Annotated in this window: 18 protein-coding genes and 1 pseudogene; 6 read left to right on the forward strand and 13 right to left on the reverse strand. The window is 40.9% G+C overall.

Features of this window, described 5'->3' with window-relative positions:
- Positions 1-131 precede the first annotated feature (131 nt).
- On the forward strand, positions 132-2,273 hold the full coding sequence (locus NL643_RS14875; protein ID WP_253644707.1) for a hypothetical protein: 2,142 nt from the start codon (positions 132-134) through the stop codon (positions 2,271-2,273).
- Between the two features lie 85 nt (positions 2,274-2,358).
- Here NL643_RS14875 and NL643_RS14880 read toward each other — a convergent pair whose 3' ends face one another.
- On the reverse strand, positions 2,359-3,396 hold the full coding sequence (locus tag NL643_RS14880; RefSeq protein WP_253644708.1) for a hypothetical protein: 1,038 nt from the start codon (positions 3,394-3,396) through the stop codon (positions 2,359-2,361).
- A 110-nt stretch (positions 3,397-3,506) separates the two neighbouring features.
- On the opposite strand from NL643_RS14880, the gene NL643_RS14885 reads away from it, so the two are divergent.
- Both NL643_RS14885 and NL643_RS14890 read left to right on the forward strand, forming a co-directional pair.
- Complete coding sequence (locus NL643_RS14885; RefSeq protein WP_104975195.1) at positions 3,507-3,878, forward strand: hypothetical protein; 372 nt, start codon at positions 3,507-3,509, stop codon at positions 3,876-3,878.
- Complete coding sequence (locus tag NL643_RS14890) at positions 3,875-4,597, forward strand: hypothetical protein (RefSeq protein ID WP_253644709.1); 723 nt, start codon at positions 3,875-3,877, stop codon at positions 4,595-4,597. Before NL643_RS14885 ends, NL643_RS14890 begins: the two co-directional genes overlap by 4 nt.
- Here NL643_RS14890 and NL643_RS14895 read toward each other — a convergent pair.
- Complete coding sequence (locus NL643_RS14895) at positions 4,594-5,037, reverse strand: hypothetical protein (RefSeq protein ID WP_253644710.1); 444 nt, start codon at positions 5,035-5,037, stop codon at positions 4,594-4,596. The genes NL643_RS14890 and NL643_RS14895 overlap by 4 nt on opposite strands.
- A complete protein-coding gene (locus tag NL643_RS14900) occupies positions 5,034-6,335 on the reverse strand; it encodes a hypothetical protein (RefSeq protein ID WP_253644711.1) in 1,302 nt (433 codons plus the stop codon). Before NL643_RS14900 ends, NL643_RS14895 begins: the two co-directional genes overlap by 4 nt.
- Before the next feature lie 72 nt (positions 6,336-6,407).
- Between NL643_RS14900 and NL643_RS14905 the strand changes: the two genes are divergently transcribed.
- Entirely contained in the window at positions 6,408-7,796 is a 1,389-nt protein-coding gene (locus NL643_RS14905) for a zincin-like metallopeptidase domain-containing protein (protein ID WP_253644712.1), read from the forward strand.
- 83 nt (positions 7,797-7,879) lie between these two features.
- Here the strand turns inward: NL643_RS14905 and NL643_RS14910 are convergent, their stop codons facing one another.
- From NL643_RS14910 to NL643_RS14940, 7 genes and pseudogenes are all read right to left on the reverse strand, one after another.
- Entirely contained in the window at positions 7,880-8,608 is a 729-nt protein-coding gene (locus NL643_RS14910) for a hypothetical protein (protein WP_025612746.1), read from the reverse strand.
- Positions 8,605-8,955: a hypothetical protein gene (locus NL643_RS14915; protein ID WP_253644713.1), complete on the reverse strand. Its 351-nt coding sequence runs from the start codon at positions 8,953-8,955 to the stop codon at positions 8,605-8,607. Before NL643_RS14915 ends, NL643_RS14910 begins: the two co-directional genes overlap by 4 nt.
- 8 nt (positions 8,956-8,963) lie before the next feature.
- Positions 8,964-9,170, reverse strand: a complete 207-nt coding sequence (locus NL643_RS14920) for a hypothetical protein (RefSeq protein ID WP_253644714.1) — start codon at positions 9,168-9,170, stop codon at positions 8,964-8,966.
- An 11-nt stretch (positions 9,171-9,181) separates the two neighbouring features.
- On the reverse strand, positions 9,182-9,880 hold the full coding sequence (locus NL643_RS14925) for a pentapeptide repeat-containing protein (RefSeq protein WP_253644715.1): 699 nt from the start codon (positions 9,878-9,880) through the stop codon (positions 9,182-9,184).
- Between the two features lie 80 nt (positions 9,881-9,960).
- Entirely contained in the window at positions 9,961-10,884 is a 924-nt protein-coding gene (locus tag NL643_RS14930) for a hypothetical protein (protein WP_253644716.1), read from the reverse strand.
- Between the two features lie 553 nt (positions 10,885-11,437).
- Positions 11,438-13,405 (reverse strand): recombinase family protein, encoded by a 1,968-nt coding sequence (locus NL643_RS14935; protein WP_253644717.1) that lies wholly within the window; start codon positions 13,403-13,405, stop codon positions 11,438-11,440.
- 58 nt (positions 13,406-13,463) lie between these two features.
- Positions 13,464-13,583: pseudogene (locus NL643_RS14940) on the reverse strand (osmotically inducible protein OsmC); the annotation flags it as partial.
- Between the two features lie 203 nt (positions 13,584-13,786).
- Between NL643_RS14940 and msrB the strand changes: the two are divergent.
- Positions 13,787-14,929, forward strand: coding sequence for a peptide-methionine (R)-S-oxide reductase MsrB (gene msrB / locus NL643_RS14945; RefSeq protein ID WP_150917163.1), 1,143 nt, complete (start codon positions 13,787-13,789; stop codon positions 14,927-14,929).
- A gap of 51 nt (positions 14,930-14,980) precedes the next feature.
- A complete protein-coding gene (locus NL643_RS14950; protein WP_074189751.1) occupies positions 14,981-15,127 on the forward strand; it encodes a DUF2256 domain-containing protein in 147 nt (48 codons plus the stop codon).
- A gap of 71 nt (positions 15,128-15,198) precedes the next feature.
- Here NL643_RS14950 and NL643_RS14955 read toward each other — a convergent pair whose 3' ends face one another.
- From NL643_RS14955 to NL643_RS14965, 3 genes are read right to left on the reverse strand one after another with little or no spacing between them, the layout of a single operon-like run.
- A complete protein-coding gene (locus NL643_RS14955; protein WP_048624688.1) occupies positions 15,199-15,906 on the reverse strand; it encodes an SDR family oxidoreductase in 708 nt (235 codons plus the stop codon).
- Positions 15,906-17,450 (reverse strand): cryptochrome/photolyase family protein, encoded by a 1,545-nt coding sequence (locus NL643_RS14960; RefSeq protein WP_253644718.1) that lies wholly within the window; start codon positions 17,448-17,450, stop codon positions 15,906-15,908. The genes NL643_RS14955 and NL643_RS14960 overlap by 1 nt, the downstream gene beginning before the upstream one ends.
- 3 nt (positions 17,451-17,453) lie before the next feature.
- On the reverse strand, positions 17,454-18,788 hold the full coding sequence (locus NL643_RS14965; protein ID WP_150917167.1) for a DASH family cryptochrome: 1,335 nt from the start codon (positions 18,786-18,788) through the stop codon (positions 17,454-17,456).
- Between the last annotated feature and the right edge of the window lie 93 nt (positions 18,789-18,881).

Below are 18,881 nucleotides of genomic sequence, written 5' to 3' on the forward strand. Positions count from 1 at the left end.
ATCAGGCACAATGAAACATCAACAGTAAAAGCTGCCACCTTTACAAACGGCTCTGGGTTTATCCTGCAATACGGATTATTTGACATTTTGCGCTCTCATGATACGGCATAAGTATACATGGACGTTTACTTATGATCATCAAGATGAAGAAAGTCGCTTTCTCTTGCGACAACAAACGAAAAGGGAAAAACACAGGCTCGTTAACCAACCACATCCTTTACCTCATCACAGATAAGAAGACCAAGCGCTACTCCGACAAGCGCTGCAACCTTTCCTTTTCTCTAAACCCAAATCAACCCGATTTAGGTGCATTACTGACGCACAAAGGCGCATCTCTCAGCCAACCTGAACTGTCTGAATTGGTAAACACCTACTGTTTAGAGCAGCATTGCTACATAACTCAGCATTACGTGAAAAACAGCCGTAAAGCCAAGCAACTGGACGATTACCAAGAATGTTTAGAGCCTCAGAAACTGTTCAACTATCAAGGCTCATTGAGCTTTACCCAAGCGGAATACCAAAGGTTATTAAAAGCATCTGGTGGTAACGAAGCACAAGCCAAAGCAATGATGGAAAACATCACTCGCCACTATCTTGCAAGCTATTACAACCAGATAAAAAAAGAGCAGCAGATTAAAGGGAAAAAGACTAAGCCAGAAGAGATTGAGCTTGTCTCGAATTTTCATATTGAAGGGGAAGCGAATCCGCACATCCATTTTTATACCCATGCTTTTTGTCCAACAACTCAACGCTACATGAACCCACGTTATTTCTCTGAAACAAAGCAAAAGGTTCATAAGCAAATTGAAAAGCAATTCGCCCAGTATTTAAAGCAAGGCGTTGCGACAGGTCAGCAAAAGAACCAAGCAAGAACCGCTCGTAGGGACTATCTGACATACCTTTTAGATCATTGCCAAAACTGGCTTGAAGTTAGAAAAATGTTCAGGGATTTAGAGGGGTTACTCAGTGAAGTGTTAAACAGCGATGATCCGTTACATGCAAAAATCGCTGAATTACAGAAGGAGGGGTTATCAATCAAGGTTAAACCCAATCAACAAATTGAAATACAGCAACAAGACGTACCAATCACACTGAGCATTGAGACGTTCATCAACAGAAAGTTGAAACTATCGTTAAAGCGCTTCGTTAAACAACACCAGTTTGACCAGCAAAGCCAACGCTACGGCAATACAACGCCAGTCGAAAAGATGGAAACGGTACTGTTAAACAACCTTAACGCTGTGAATAAGGCACTTTCTCAAGAGTTAGGTCAAATACCACCAAGCGAACATAAGGAAGCCAGAAACAAGGCATTTAAGACGTTCTATGAGCGATGCCTTGCCACTGGCGTGTTAGTGAATCTAAACAAGCAACATCATTTGTCGTTTCATAAATTGGATGAGAATAAGCAAGTGAGCAGCCAAAACAACCTTAAAGCGACAAAATACAACGCTTCACTATTCAACTCTCCAGAATTATCTGGCAAAGCGATAGCGCAGCACTTTGGTTTAGATTTGGACGACATTCGCCAGCACCAGAGCGAACTAATGGAGTTCATGCCACGCACCATCAACTATCGCAAGGTGGTGTTTTTCTCGATGGACAACCAACAGCACAACCATGTTTATCAAGAGTATTTTCACCTCAACCGTTACCAGTCGCTTTTTGATTATTTCGGCTTGGAGGTCTTTGAGAATGATGATGAAACCACGGTCTTCAACCGCAAAGGTGAATCACTGATCCAGATAAAGCAGATTGACGAAAACCACGCTCGAATCACGATGAACACGCTACATGGAGCAAGTGCAGCCAAGGTCTTACATTCAATGCTGGTTCGTGAAGCGAAATCGCTACCCGTTGGGGAAGGTATCTTGATTAAGCCAGCAAAATATTCCTTTGGACGACAACATCTAAGATATTTACACCTTGAGATCATGTTCTCAACGGACAGGCACAGCCAGAAGATTGTGGTTGAGTATAACAATATGAGCAGTGATAAAAAGTTGCAAAGAATGATTGATGAGAAGCTTGAGCAAGAGTTGGCAAGGTTTGAGAAGAACTTTGTCAAATACAGCAAGAAAAATCCTGACCAGTATCAGTTTGGTGAAGCGGTAGGGACGCATTTACTTGAAAGTGAGTACCTTTCGCCAGCTCAGAGAGAGCGAGTGAAGAAACAGATTGATAGCCAGAAGCAGCGCATAGAGCAGTGCACCGCTAAGGCAAATAAGAACAAAACTGAACCCGATCCTAAGACCAAAAAGTTAAAACTATGAGATCGGTGATACACATAAACAGACTGGTTCTATTTTGTGGTGCGCAAATTTTTTTAATTCAAATGACAAGGTGAGCACAAATGGCTCACCTTTTTTTGGGCTTGGCTGTCGAATACTCTGCCAACTCAAACATCGAATTTTTTAGGCATTCCGTATGATAATACCTCAAGTAATGACTGAGCATTCTGGTTATTAAATCCCCCCATTCCTTAAACAAAGACAACGCTTCCAAGCGGTCTTCTGCCAGCATGATCTGATCCCAACCAATCGCATCAAGCGCATCTGAAACGGCACGTAAGGCAACATCCTTGTTCTTATCAACACTAAGGTCATCAAGCAAATGGTTGTAAGTGTGAATATGCTGAATCGCTTCAATCAGAGCTTTACAGAATTGCTTTAAACTCACTTCAAAATCACAGCGATAAAACAAGCGCTTAACTTGTGGGTCAGTATCAAGAGATGAAACAATTTCCCTGAGTTCTCGTTTCGCTCCTTGCTCCAGTGCCCAGCTCATTTCTTGCGGCATTTCCATTTTCAACCAATAACGAGTATCACAGTGGTGGTTGATGATGAACATGAGCCCTGAGAGTGTTTGAGGGTGTAATTTAATCTTTTTCCCTTTTTCATTTAGGCACTTTGTCAGATTTCCTTGCTGAGATTCGAGGAGTAGTGTTTGTCCTTCAAAGCGCAGCAAATCATCAGAAAATTCTGCTCTCCAATCGGTATGGAGATAGTCACGACAACCTTTCAAAAACGACTTAGTGACAGCGAAGGTACAACGGCTCGGAAACGGTGTCGCAGAGTTAAAATCAAACAATCTGTCTTTGTTTGATAATACTCTTGAACGTAGGCGATCGACCTCTTTCTGATTCGCTCTTATTTCAACACGAAGTTCGTGTTTTTCTATGTATTTTTCAGCCAGTTTCTCAAGCTGGAACAGCGTGATTTTAACTCTTTGCTGAACTGACGATAACGACTGTGCTTCTTCGAGTTTTTCAGGATATTTCTCGACCAAAATCGACCAATTTTTCGGCTCACTCTCTTCAATTTTTACGACAAGACCACGGTAATCCTCTCGCTTTTCTAACTCTTCAATTTCGTCTAAAAACGCTTCTTTATTCATACACACTCCTTATGTTTTGGGTACATAACCGTCTTATCACGCCAGCGAAATATTGCAAATAACCCTGTCTGTGGTAAGCCAATAAGTAACCGTTAAAACAAGGAGAGTTTATGAATTGGAGCATTGAGCAGATCGAAGATCAGCTAAACAGGAGTGAGTTAAAAGGCGTAATCGATTTGATTGCGAACCAAAGCGATTTTGAAGTGTTATTTGAGCAAGAACTGTGCAAACAAGGCATCTCCAAACAGAGCTTCAATCGCCAGTTTTTCAGAGCCAAACAGCAAATGGATATTGTGCGTTTGCCAGCCTATCAACAGGCGTTGGTCGAGGCAGAACAGGTCAGCGAAGCCGATCGTCTCTTCTTAGTCGACTTTTTCAAACCGTTGGTAAAAAAATACCAGTGTTTACTGGGGTATCATGACAAAACCGAACAGAAGAAAATTGCGGGTTTCATAAAGAGAAAAACTCAGGGTGGTCAATGATGAAATCCATAATTAATCAACTGAATAATTACACTTCCAACCTGACGATTGTAGATATTTGCCTACTATCAAACTATGACTATGGAGCCTTTTTGCAGCAGTACAAAAAGTTGGTGTATATCACAGGCATGAGGCAATACTGGTTGATTATAGCAAAACAACAGCGCAACCACAGCAACATCAAGCAGTTTAAAACGTACCATAAAGCACAACAGCACTTCTATCGACAGTTGACGCAAGAGTTTCACCTTGCAACAGGTATTAACCCAAGCAAAGCATATGGTATTACTGAGCTGTATGAAGCAATGCTTGAAAGACATTCACGCTTTCACATAGCGAAAAGCATTTATGCTGATGATCTGCTTACCGCTATTCAATACGCCCGTTGCAATACCGGACTATGGCAAAGATTTAAGCAAGAGCTGGCTGCTGTCGGTATCGCTTTTAAAGATGTATCGCAGCTACTTACAGCGTTGCACTATGCTGATGAAACGGATTATCAAGAAGCCACTGACAGAATGGCGAAAGGATTTCGTAGGTTTTATCAGTATCAAGTAGATCGAGACTTTGAAGCACTGGTAATGGAAGCCATGAGTTTTGGGCAAATATTCCAGCATTGCACACCGTGCTTTAAAATCTACAACTTGCGTCTCACCTTTCCTGAGATTTACGTCATTAAAGCATGTTTATCGCAGGCCATAGCCACACAGAACGGTTAACGAAGCCTCAATCGAGGCTTTGTTTTACTTTGCTTAGATTGTTCGAAGAAGAACAGTTTATCAATGGCTTTCTCACACTCAACATAAAGCTGTGCCACCGATGGATTCGCCAGAATCAACTCTAATTTTTCATTACAATCAGTAGCACCAAAACCATACCAGAAAGAATAAGGTTCATTCTGGCATTGAAATTGGCAAGTCAGAAAAGATTGTTTAACCGCTTGCACTGCTTCACCTACTTTATCCCTTTTCGACTCTTGAACCGCTTCAACCAGAACCAGATTCAAGCGCTCAAACATCGACGAGACAAATGGTTCATTTAAATCAAGATAGGCATTTTCAAATGCGGAATAGTCGTCTTGTGCTGACGGTATTGTTTCAAAATCACTATCAAACAAATGACTGAAAAAGCTCAGTGTTAATAACTCATTTTTGGTCATAGTCGCAATCCCTTAGAGCGTTTAACTTTACGCTTCGCGATCGCTGGCTCTTCAAATAACCCCTCTTGGACTTCCCTTCTTAATTCAGCAATGATCTGTTCTTCATAATCTGGCTCATCACTTGGCAATGGTTGATCAACTTCCAATTCAACACCTTCAAACGGGTTGTTTTGCGTTTGAACCAATACCTTTTCAGGGAAACAAACTTGCTGCACTACCAGTTTGATACGCTGATCGATCTTTTCTCCCACCGTGATCTTTTCCAAATCAAACAACTCATCTTGTTTGATAATCTCTAATGCCAAACACAGATTTTCAAGGCTCAATTCTTGATACGGGAAAGAGTGGATGTGTTTGTCTTTCACCACCAAAAAGGAGTTAATTAATTCATCCACACTGGGATTGTTCCCCAACAGAACACTATTAGCCGTAAGACTTGAAGCAAGAAGTTTAGGTTTGCCGTTGTGATAATAAACACTCTCACGATGTGCTGTATCTCCATACTGTTCAAGATAGCCATTTAACCACTCTTTCTGTTGCTTTAAGTCAAAATACATCTTGATCATCGTTCCGTGGTCAGCAGTGGAAATCGTGGAGCTACACTGCAACTGAAGAAGAGCATCCAGCGAGAGAATTTCATTTGCACCTTTAGACTCTTCTAACACATCAAAATCCACAACAGGCAAAGCTTCACCATTAAAACTCGCCAGAATCTTATCTGAAAAATAGAACCCTTCTGGGACATCAACACTTGAACCAATCACAACTTGGTTTGCTGGGTAATTCTGCTTAATCTCAGCCATTCTCTGTGGGTTTAAAGGCATTGACTGATTAAACGAGTCAAACACCCAGTCGGGCAAGTCAAAGCCATTATCAACCAGATACAAACCAATCTGCTCGTGATCTTGATACTCCATCAGCATCGCTTTAAACAAGTCATATTGCTCAAAACTAAAGAGCATTTGAGCTGCAAACGGGCTGCGTTCTTCCAGAATTAGCTCTGGTCTTAGTAAGTCTTTCTCATAGAAATACTGTAACAAGCCAGCCACAATATTCTTATCACCCGCCCCTTCAGTAGTTTTGGCAAAAGCAACGTATTGTTCGAATAACTCAGGACGTTGCTCAAGCAGCAATTTGCTCTTTTGTATCATCAATTGGGTATACGCATTTCTCATCCTATTTCCTCCATTCGTTACTAAATGGCATACCACAAATCGAGCTTTTAACAAGAGTTTGATCATTTTCCCAAGCACCAAAAAAGCAAAAACCCAATACCTAAAAGAAAAACCAACCGTCAATATTTTCAGTAAGTTGGAGATATTTAAAAGCGTGGTAACACATAAATAAGCTCATCAAAAAAGGAGTTATTTATGAGTAAATCCAAATCGAGTGCTACTGGCAGCACTAAGAACAAAAAAAGCCAGCAAGACCAAGTATTAGATCGATTATTCGACTTTTTCTCTAAGCCTAAAGGCGAGAAGCCAAGTTCTGACAGTGAGGTTGAAGTGAGTTTCTACCGTTCAACCTTAAATGCTTTACCAATCAATTTTTTCGGCAACGAGTACAACGGAATCAACATCATCATGTTGTTAGAAGCACAGCAGAAATACGCAACTAAAGTTCCGATTTACAGTACCTTCAAGCAAGCGTCTGAACTACTTGAAAAGCATAAAGAGCAACTACCCGAAAAGTCGGATGATTTTGACCCTGACAAGCCATTAAAAGGTATAAAACTGGAAAATATCGTGGTGAAATATCTGGAAAATTACGCTAAAGACGGAGAGAAAATCAGCAAGGCACAGTTCGAAAAACTGACTAAGGGTATGAGCTTTAAAGAAATGAAAGACAAAGGGTTTGAATCAAGACGTGGACTGCGTGGCTATCGTGTTTTTCCGATAGAGAAAATCAAACATTTACTGCCTCAATCATATATTGACGAACAGCCATACTTTGCCAAACAAGAAGTGTTAGCCAGCCACGTCATGAGCGAAGCAGAGCAAGATTCTGTTTTTGTTCAAAAAGCGCAGTTAATCATCGATGCTATGGGAGTTCCAGTCATTGAGAAAGACGAAGATCGAGCATACTACAGCGTCAAAGAAGACCATATCGTGATACCACCACGAGATAAGTTCAAAAGCGACAAGGCGAGATTTGCGGTCATTCTTCACGAACTGAGTCACAGCACTGGTCACCCTTCAAGATTGGGTTTAGACAGAAAGTTAGGCAATCCATTTGGCTCTCAAGCCTATGCTAAAGAAGAATTGATCGCTGAAACAGCAACGCTATTTATGTGTCTTGACCAAGGGTTAGAAACGTTCAATTCCCATGCTGCTTATCTTGAAAGCTGGACTCAGCAGTTTGCTGATCAAAAGAAAGCGTTGCTATCTGTCTGCAAACAAGCAAAAGAAGCGCAGAACTACATCACTGAAAAAGTGCAATGCCACACGCTGAAATTAGAGCAAGAGACACAAAGAATTGATTTAACAGATCAATCTCAATTTTTTCTACAGTGCTATATTGCTGAAGAAGCAGAGTTTGACGAGCAATTTACACAGCTGGTAGGGAAGCACATCACTGGTTTGCGTGAGATTGAGAACGGTCTGGAACTTGTTACCGAGGAAAACTTGCGTTATAAGTTCGATAGTAGCGCTTCTAAGCCACTTTCTCGCAAGGTAGATGAATTGATACAGGCAGACAAAAAGAAAGTCGAAATGGCGCGTTTAAAGACGGAACAGCCGAAAAGACGATTGACGATATAACAAAAAGACCGCTTGATGCGGTCTTCTATGTGCGTAAATAACTGATACGATACATATTTAATACCTATATCTTTGAACATTCATTAAGGCAGCAGTCCATTCAATCCGTCAGTAAGAAGACTATTAGCCAAAGATGAGTAATTCTTGTTCATGACAAATTGCTCTAAATCCTCATACTCATACAGATCCACATGAAAATAGGAATCGGGAAGTTGATGTAATGGCAATATTTTTTCTGCAATATCATCAAACGTCAATCGACTAAGTTCCAACTCAATAAGCTGATCCAAAGGGGCTAAATAATCATCATCACCTGTCTGTAACCAGTTTGAATATGCATCGCTCCACCCAAATACATACCTTCTCATTAATGCTTTTAGATCCAGCTGCATACAAGCAACAACACTCAGTGCATCATTTAAATCTGCATCAATACAATATGTTTTACCATCAGAAGCTTTTACAGAATAAACCACCTCATTGTACCAATTGTTAACGAGATCGATCACTATAGGACGTAGACCATCTTCTTTATATATTTCTAAATAGAGTGCTTGATCGTGCATAACAAAATCGCCAGCATAACCATCCACTCTTTCAAAAAAATTGACCATTTTTTCACAGTCAAAATTAAATGTAGGTAAGTGACATAAAGTTACGAATAGTTCTTCTACAGAGATAATCTCGACCTCACCATAACCTTCCAACATTTCAGCATCACCTGATAAGATGTAGATTGGCTGATCCGCTTTATAGTCAATGCATTCATCTGCAATTTGTTCAAACTGTGACTCAACAATATATAGGTTCATTTCACCTCCTTACTACAAGAGCTGAGAGAAGCCATTACATCACGGTGATAGGTACACAAATCCATGTCATCAAGTTCACACTCATCACTGGTGTTTTGCAATTCATGCTCAACCATTCCTATATGATCGAAAGTTAAAGCGTCATGGAACATCAAACTCTCAATCACCTTCACTCTTGTGTATTTTGGTAGCATAGAGAACATCATCGTTTTATGCGTGACACTTAAATCGTTAGCGACACGCTCAACCACCAACGTATCACATTGGCTATGCTCTTCGATTTTTCTCAAATATTTCTGCTCAATAATCGCTTGAGATTTTTGCTCAATACTTGTCACTAATTCCATATCATCTCCTATTGTTGCGGAACATAAACTTGTTTAATTTCATAGACTAACTGCCACGTTGAGTAACAGTCATTACACTCAACATCTTGATTCAGATAATCACCATGGCACTCTGTTTCACCCGCACTGTAATCATTTGAACCGCAGCGCCAGCAACTTGGCTCACTTGTTACATCGACTAACTCATCGAAAGGTAATTTGTTGTAATTACACATCTCTCACCCTCCTATTGGTTTGTTTGTTGTTGGGTAACATAGTCATAAGTCGTTTCAAAAAGCGGCAGATACGCTGCTTCTGAGATCACGTTATTTACCTTTGGTTTGATGAACAGCTCACAAAGTCTGATTAACTGAGATCTATTTTTAAAACCTTGACACATCAGGTAAGAGATCAGCTTCAACATAGCGTTTGACGCAATATCTGCATCGACAGTGTTATCTACATTGATTGCGATTGCTTTCTGAGGGAAACCTACATTCACATTGATATTGTTGTCTTCAAACCCATCAGCTCGCTCCCTTGCATACAGAAGATTTACTCCTTCAAAATCACACTGCTTGAATGATGCTGAATACATAAACGTCTGAATAAACAACGCATCGGTAAAATCGCAGTCTTTGATTTCGGTATACTCAAAAGTGGCGTTAGACAAATCAGCACCACTAAAATCACAGTTCTTAATCACTGAACCGCAGAAGTTAACGCCACGTAGATCTAAATCAGTTAAATCCAAGCGCTCCAAATGCAAACATTCAAAATCTGTAACATTCAGCGAAATCATTGCTACGACCACTGAACGAGTCACTGGTTTATCGGTCTTGAAGAACAAAGCCGTTTGCTCAAATAGATACTGTGAATCTTCTCTCTTCAATACCTCTAACTCATGCTGTGCCATTGTTGATATATCAATATTTTCTTTTTTCATAATCAGTCCTCTTGTGTTTTTTATAAATTTAGGGTGTAAAAAGCCCCACCCAGTGGGCGTAAATACTTAATAATATGCCTTTAGTTAATTAATGTTTGGAGATTATTTGTTAAATCTATTTCTTTTACCAATACCCATCTACTTCCTTGCTGGAGGTCTTTATATTCACCTTGATAATATCTTTTTGCTCTGAGGTTTCGGTAAAAAGGAACTCGATACTTTATCTTTCTTGTTGAATTATTATTTTGATGATTTTTATTATTTCCAAATAAAGTCGAACCTTTATATCTGAGTTTTGATGAACCTTTTGGTAATTTAAGTGCCGATTTAGGAAAGCCAGCAACCAGCTTTTTACCTTCTGTTGCTGAGTTATAGATGCAAAGTGATATAACAATCTTTACCATCTGCTTTGCCAATCTATCCCAATGACTGAGTTCCTGCTCATCAAAATCTATTTCTTCAATGTCAGAAAGAAGTAACCGTTGCTCCATAATATTATCTCCATCAATGGAATATGAGATTTTAAGTATCTGATCATCTTCATCATTAGATTCTGCCTTCCGATCTTTGACACAAGTTGTATGTGCTTCACCTCCACTAAAAACATCGAACCACTCTCGTTTACTTCGAATTGATACCAAGCAGTTTTTAACTTCTTGACCTTCAATGTACGTACCTTCAGGGAAGGAAATTGAAAATGTATCGAATGGTCTTTGTATGCTGTCACTTTTAAATGAAAACCTTGCGACTTTCAGCGTGTGCAACACTTCTAAATTATCAATAAAAATGGTAGGGAATCCTATTTTTGACCACTCACTCTCTTCTTTCATAAGAACTAAAGAACCAACTGTCTCTTTATTAAAATTAATGGCACTATCGATACATAACTCGAAAAAATCCTCATGTGTCACTTGTTTTTTACCAAAATACTCTCTTAAAAATCTTTTACCTTTTGCTGAAGATTTAAAATTGTCCAAACATGTTTTGTAAATTGAATGTTTCATTAATTCCTCTCTTATTTATCAATTAATTTAAGGTGTAAACAGCCCCACCCAGTGGGGTGTAAATATTAAGTTTGTGCTTTATGTGTGGTGAGAACCGCTATCACTGACAAGAGATGTACAGCGATACAGGTTTTCAGCAAGCAATAAGAGGGCGGTATGACAACAATCAAAAGGGTGTTCTGATTCAGCAGATAGATCTATCCCTGCACTTTGAATAAGCAAAGCGAACAATGATCATTGCGGAAAGAGTGCTTTTAGATTGTTGAACATGAATCTGCACATTGCAGACAAGCCGTTCTTGCTTAATATTTTGGTGGTAGAAGTGGCGCACCACGACTATCAATTTTGAGAGGAGGAAAAAGTGATTAGCTCTTTCAACGGTGAGAATAGTAACATTAACCAGAATGAAATGTCAATAATTATTTTCATGAAATTGTCAAGGTTTATTTTTAAGTTTTTAAAGCAATTCTATAATTCCCTTTCCTATCAGTTAGATACAAAGAATTGAAGGAGCATTACTCCAACAATCCCTTTGCTTCACGCAGTTAAAATTTTACTGGTAGATCTCTTGCGACTGGTCGATTTGGTGTTTTAGTTTCAGATATTTAGCTGGGTTTTCTTGGTAGTACTTCGCCATTCCATCCAATTGAGGATACTTACCGCTTTCAAGTCCCTCAAGATAGTCTGTTGGTAAGATAACCGTTTCGGAGAAATCAACTGAATCTACTTTGACGGCATCTTGATAAGGTAAGATATTGTGTATCTTATCAGTTAATTTTTCATGTACTGGTATTAATCTATGAACACCATCTAAAAACTGAATTGAAATCAAATGATAATCAAATGGATTATCATCCGTATCTTTATACAACACAGTCATTCCTTTGACCACTTTATTCAATTCAATATTAAAACGTTGCCTAACTTCATCATCTGCATTTTCGTCAAGTGTCAAATCTATAAGTTCTTGTAATGAACTATCATCATCAAGCATTGACATCTGTTGTTGTAACTTCATCAATGATGTTTCAACCAAATCAATTTCTTGAATGACCCTCTTCAGCTCATTCTCTTTCGACAAGTAATCTTCTTGAACTTTCTCTAACAAAGATGGGATTTTGATGCTGCTGATATTTTTAACAAGTTGAGCCATATCACCTTCAAGCTCAGATTTCTGTACCTGTAAAAGGATCATTTGATGCTCGAACTCCTTCAAAGAGCTTTCAAGAGCCATATCACCTGTTTGATTTGATATGATTTTGTTAATATTCAAACCCTTGCAAAAGTGAAGCAAATTATGTTCAAACACCTCATGCTTAATCACCTTAGCCTTACACAGTCCCTCTCTTGCAAGGTTACATCTTAGGTAGACTTTTTTTCTATCTTTAGCCTTTATATATGTGCTGTTGCAATGAGGACATCTTAGAATGCCTTGTGCGAGGTTTTTAATTGCTTTGTTCGGTTTTGTACCTTTTGAACGCCTTTCACCCATCAGACTACGGATATAAGCAGCTTGGCTTTCAGTCATGAGTGCTGGATAGTAATTCTTTAAGACAGCAATTTCTTTACGCACACGCTTACCAAGATGCTTCTCAGGGTACTTACCTTGTTCAACATCATCATCTGTTGGATAGTAAGATTCAGTTAAAAGGTAATCACCTTTCACTGTTGATACCTCCGAGTTAAACAATCCACTATATGCTGCTGCTCTAAAATGCCTTGTTTTTCGATTAGCCTTTTTAAGTTTTGGTTTCAGAGTACCCTTATCAATTTCATCATTCAGTAAACGTACAGATCTGGTCATCCCGTTGCCGTCTAATAGTTTCTCAATAAGAAAATCCATTACTTTCTTGTTTTCAGGGATGAACTCATAACCACGACCATCTTTCTTCGCTCTCAACCAAAACGGACACATCGCAGTAGCATTTTTAGGGCGCTCTAAACCTTCTCGTTCTTCTTCTGGTAATGTGAAATAGCCAAGCAGATCTTCACGTTTCTTCTCCCAAGACTTTCTTGAACGAAACTCTTTCATACTGGATTCAGAGTGTGAACGTTGGAGCGATACGAGTGCCATGAAAAGATCCATCATCCCATGAGTAGAATCGATGCTCTTTTTTGAATAAATCTTTTTTTCACCATCAGCGAGAACTACGATGTTTGTATATTCGAGCAATTCAGTGAAGATTTGGGTGCTTTTGAAGGGACCTGTACGAGTGATACGGTCTAAGCTTTCAACTATAAGATAAGTGTTAATCTCCCCATCTTCGTTGAACTTTTTACCGATTTCGCCAGATTTAAATTTCTTGATGGTTTGGCTAAACGAACCAAGTGTTAAGTTCAAACCACGATAGGCACTTACGCCTAAATCTTTAAGTGAAATGACTTCATTCAAGTCAACTTCATGCTCTGCACAAAACTTCTCTACGAACTTTCTGTTTATCTCACTTTGTCGATATTCTGATAGACCATCAGCTTGTTGTTTACTGGAATATCGTAAATAAGTAATGATTGTAGGCTTCACGGAAATACTCGCTAAGTGGCTGTGTTTTCAGTATTTTAGCCTACTGCACAAATAGATCAACCATCTCCATTGGGCTTGGTGCCGTTGCACCGCCATTGCCATCCATCACTACGGAGTGACCCGACTGAGATTGCCCAAGGAACTTAAAATCTTCTACCCATTTAACTTCTGCTTGCATGATTTACCTCATTTAGCATCGCTCGTTGAAGACATCGTTGCCCTATCAAGCGGTGTATTTCGTGTCGATACTTTAGCTTTCTCGCATAAAAGGGCAACGGAATTTTCAACATTGCTGTAATTTTTTCGCTCGGTTGCCTTTCTCTATACGTAACACTTTTTATTTCAGTCACACTTTCTACGGAAAACAACGTTGAGGTAGCTATGAAGAATATATCTAAGTTATTGGTCGGATTCTCTTTCGCACTTCCTGTCTTGTTTCTACTTTTGAGTAAAGCAGGCACCGCCGATACGATGGATAAGATGAAGACTTCAGATAATGCAGAAATCGCCACACTAGCTGGCGGCTGTTTCTGGTGTACAGAATCGGATTTGGAACAGTTGACTGGCGTAGTCGATGTCGTATCAGGCTATTCTGGTGGTCATGTTGAAAACCCAACTTATCGCCAAGTTTCATCAGGTAAATCCGGTCACATAGAAGTGATCGAAGTTAAGTACGATCCTAAAGTGGTTAGTTACGAGCAAGTGTTGGACTACTTTTTCCGTCATATCGATCCTACTGACGATAAAGGCTCTTTTGTCGACCGTGGCCCACAGTATCGCCCTGCTATTTTCTATCATAACGCTGAGCAAAAGCAGATCGCAGAACAGTTTATAATGGAAATCGACAAGGCGATGATCTATCCAAAACCGTTGAAAACAGAATTGATCGAGTTTGAAAAGTTTTATCCCGCAGAAGAGTATCACCAAGACTACTACAAAAAGAGCAGCTTAAAGTATAAGTATTACCGCTATGCGTCTGGTCGAGATAAATACTTGGATGAAGTATTTGGTGATGATCGTAAAGAGACCCCAAAAACGCTTCGTCAGTTGATCGAAGAAAAAAAGTTGCTATCAAAAGTGAAAGAGTACAGTAAGCCTGCTAAGTCCGAGATCAAATCAAACTTAACGGAGTTGCAATACTACGTAACACAAGAAGAAGGCACCGAACGTCCGTTCGACAACGAATATTGGGACAACAAAGAAGCGGGGATTTACGTTGATATCGTAACTGGTGAGCCGTTGTTTTCTTCTACCGATAAATACAAATCGGGGACGGGTTGGCCAAGTTTCACTAAGCCAATCAACCCAGGTTACATCGTTGAAAAAACCGATTACAAGCTGATTTATCCAAGAACGGAAGTTCGCAGTAAGTTTGGTGATTCTCACCTTGGTCATGTTTTTAAAGACGGTCCGAAGCCAACAGGATTACGCTACTGCATGAACTCTGCGGCAATGAAATTTGTACCGGTAAGTGAAATGAAAACGCAGGGGTATGAAGAGTATCTGTACCTCTTTGATAAATAGTTCGTATTCATTCAACTTCAAGGGCATACGATGGCGAATGGGGAGGACCAGATGAAAGGTTTTAAAACACAATTACCAACCAAAATCTGCTCTGTTTGCCATCGCCCATTTTCTTGGAGAAAGAAATGGGCAAGAAATTGGGACGAAGTCGTTTACTGTTCTGAGCGCTGCCGAAGAAACAAATCAGTCAAAAGTTAGAACCACAAAAACTTTATGTCGCACTGCTAGCCTTATTTTCCAAGGTAACGTGGCTCAGACCAAGCAGCGCTTCACCAAGGTAACAAGGCACCATCATAAGCCCAAAATGCCCCGCTATCCTGCGGGGTTGCTTTGTCAATCAATCCCCATAAGTCTCGCGCGACACGCTCTGGGCTAAACAGCTTTCCTTCAGGTACATTCGCTTGAAAAGGTGCCGACAAAGCCGTATCTGTTGTGCCTGGGTGAAGAGCGAGTACAGTCCCGTGTTTGACCATTCTCCGCCATTCAATCGACATGGTTTTGAGGAACATATTTAACGCGGCTTTCGATGCACGATAGCTGTACCAACCGCCTAAGTGATTATCACTAATACTGCCAACTTTGGCCGAAATGGTCGCAAACTTGGGGTTGGTACTGCGTTTTAACTTGGGCGTGAAGTATTTCGCCAACAGTAAACTCGGCAAAGTATTAACCATGATGGTTTGCTGAAAAAAGTCTGCGTCGAGCGAGCTAAGATTTTTCTCAGGACCTTTATCTTGGGTGTGCAACATACCAACGCAGTTCACCAACCAATCAACATGTTCAATTTGTTCACTGAACGCTGTCACCTGCTCGTCCTGCGATACATCCACTTGATGCCAAGCTACATTTGGGTGTTGCCAGTCTGGTTGATGCTTACGATAAGTGGCATGCACGCGAGCTTGAGGAAAGCGAACTAGCGCTTGTTGAACCATCGCCAATCCAATGCCGCCATTTCCACCAACGATCAGTATGTCCATTACAAGCTCTCCAAGTTTTCCATATAGTGCTCAGCGGTATCTAATATCGCTTGGCGTTGCTGCTCTTCCATGTTGTCCCAAGAACGGAAAATCATCCCGATTCGTGGATTCGTTGCTAAGCGTTTGTCGTGTTTATTCATAAAGCGCCAATATAAGCTGTTGAACGGACAAGAGCCTTCTCCACTCCTAGCCTTATTGTCGTAGTGGCAACCCTTACAGTAGTCGCTCATTTTGTTGATGTAAGAACCACTCGCCGCGTAAGGTTTGGTGCCAACAATGCCGCCATCCGCAAACAATGCCATGCCACGTGTGTTCGGCATTTCGACCCATTCAATCGCATCAACATAGATACCGAGATACCACTCATCCACTTGATCTGGGTCGATCTCGGTTAATAAACAAAAGTTACCGGTTACCATCAAGCGCTGAATGTGGTGCGCGTAAGCGTAATCAAGAGACTGACCAATCGCGTTTCGCATACAGGCCATTTTGGTTTCGCCGTTCCAGAAGAAGTCTGGCAGCTTTCTACCCGCTTCCAGTTCATTCTTTTTCGGGTAATGAGGCATGTTCGCCCAATAAACGCCTCTGATGTACTCTCGCCATCCCAAGATCTGACGAATAAAACCTTCTACCTGAGAAATGTCTATGTCGGCATTGGCATGAAATGCCTTAAGTGAAGCGTCAATCACCTCTCTCGGATGCAGCAGCTTGCTGTTCAGCGGGAACGAAATCCGGCTGTGATACAAGCTCCATTTAGCCTCGTGCTGACCTGTCATGGCGTCTTGAAAACGACCAAACAGTGGCAAACAGACCTGACAAAAATGCGCAAGTAAAGACAAGCTTTGAGAGCGATTTACTGGCCAAATTAAATCACCATTTAATTTACCTATGGTTTGAATGTTGTGCCGACCTAAGCGCTCAACAATATCACTGACGTCATGACTGAACATTAATGGCTTTGGCAGCTGTTCAATGTCTTTTGCTTTAAGTTTATTTCGGTTATTGGCGTCGTAGTTCCACTTTCCCCCCATAGGCTTACCGTCTTGCATCAAAATGTTGAAACGCTTACGCATACGGCGATAAAAGTGCTCCATCATGATGTGTTTACCTTGAGGAAACTGCGATTCTATTTCCTCAAACGGTAACAAAAAGTGTTCCGAATCGACGCTACGCATCACGACCCCATCAAGCTTTAGTTTGGCTAACTGCTCTAGTAAACGGTATTCGTCGGGGCGTTGATATTCAAACTTACTTGCACCAACTTCACTCACGTAGTGTTGTAAGGCTTGCGCAAGATCCTCGAAAGATTGTGTGTCATCCAACGTGAGGTGTAAAACTTGATGCCCTTCTTCCTGCAGCTCGTTGGCAAAATTCGCCATCGCAGAGAAAAAAGCACACACCTTTTGAATATGATGCGTAACATAAGTATTTTCTTGTTTTAACTCAGCGACAAGGTAAAGCACCGAGTCGTCTACACGTTGAAACCACGAATGCTCGCTATTAAGTTGGTCACCAAGAATTAGCCGAACCGTCTCGTAATGCATTGGTTATCTCCCGCTCTCTTTTTTTGGCGCAATCGGCCAATCCACCATATCGACACTATCAAGATGTACGCCTACGCATCTCCCCTGCCATTTGTCGATAAATGAAAAATCTGGATCATAAGTTTGTGTCTGCTTTTCTAGATTAAACTGACGTGAGCCACGTGGGTCAGCGCCAACACCAGCTAAATACTGCCAGTTGCCCCAATTAGAGCCGACATCGTAATCAATCAACTGAGTTTCAAAATAAGCAGCACCGTAGCGCCAGTCGAGTCCGAGTTCATGAACCAGACAGCTCGCGACCAGTTGGCGCCCTCGGTTAGACATATAACCCGTATTATTAAGCTGATGCATACATGCGTTAACGATTGGAAAAGGTGTCTCGCCTTTCTTCCACTGCTTGAAGCGTTGCGCATAAAAACTGGTCAGCGGTGGCTGGTTGGCGATACCGCCAAATCGAAACAACTTCTGTTGATACTTTCTCGCGTACCAATAAAAGTATTCCCGCCACAGCAACTCGAAATAGATCCAATAGGTTGAATCATTTGCTCCGTTCTTCTGCTCATATTGTTTGAGCATGGCATAAATGATTGTAGGAGAGACGCAACCATGAGCTAACCAAGGTGAAAATTTAGTTGAATACTCCACCCCATCAAGCCCATTGCGCGTCTGTTTATATTCGCTCGCTAAACTTGAAGCAAAATAGCGTCGACAATGTTCAAGACCGCTCAGTTCTCCGCCATCGAATGCTGGCTTGGTGTCAAAGTAATATGTCGTGGCGGTAGGAAAATTCATACCTGAAGGTGCTGGCGGTAAAGCATGAACGCTCTTGTGAGGTTGAGAGAGGTCTAAACCTTCGACCTGCTTTCTAAATTTCGTGAAGGTCGCAGGCAATTGCCTTAATTCAAATGGCAACTGTTCTTCGCGCAACAAAGTGCGGATCGCTTGCTGTTTGATGTTCACATGGGGAGTGCCTTCAATTGCACACTCTAGTGCCTGTTGCTCATCCGAACCAGCAAACGCATCAGCATAAATATGAGTGATACCGAAATGACTGATGGCATATTTGATCGCTTGATAGGGCGTCAGTTCAACCGTCCATAATCGTTGCCCCAATTTAGCTAAAGATTGATTAAGTTCATTAAGCGATGCCTCGAGAAACTGCAATTTCGCACGCCCTAAAGAGGTCTCCTGCGCAAAATGCTGCAAGTAAGGTGTCACCGAGGGGCGACAATACAAACAAATTAACTCATCCATTTCTGCACAAGCGTCTATCAACAGCGGGTTGTCATGCAAACGCAGGTCATTAGTGAACCAATACAGTCCTATTTTCTTATCCAAGTCGCACCCTCTTTTTGTAAACTCGGTATCCCCGCGTTCTTGTTGCAAATAGCCTAAGCGCTAAGTCTTTTATTCCACTCGTTGTTGTACGGG

It is taken from the genome of Vibrio sp. Y42_MX_L11 (assembly GCF_024181785.1).
In the GTDB taxonomy this organism is placed as follows: domain Bacteria; phylum Pseudomonadota; class Gammaproteobacteria; order Enterobacterales; family Vibrionaceae; genus Vibrio; species Vibrio diabolicus.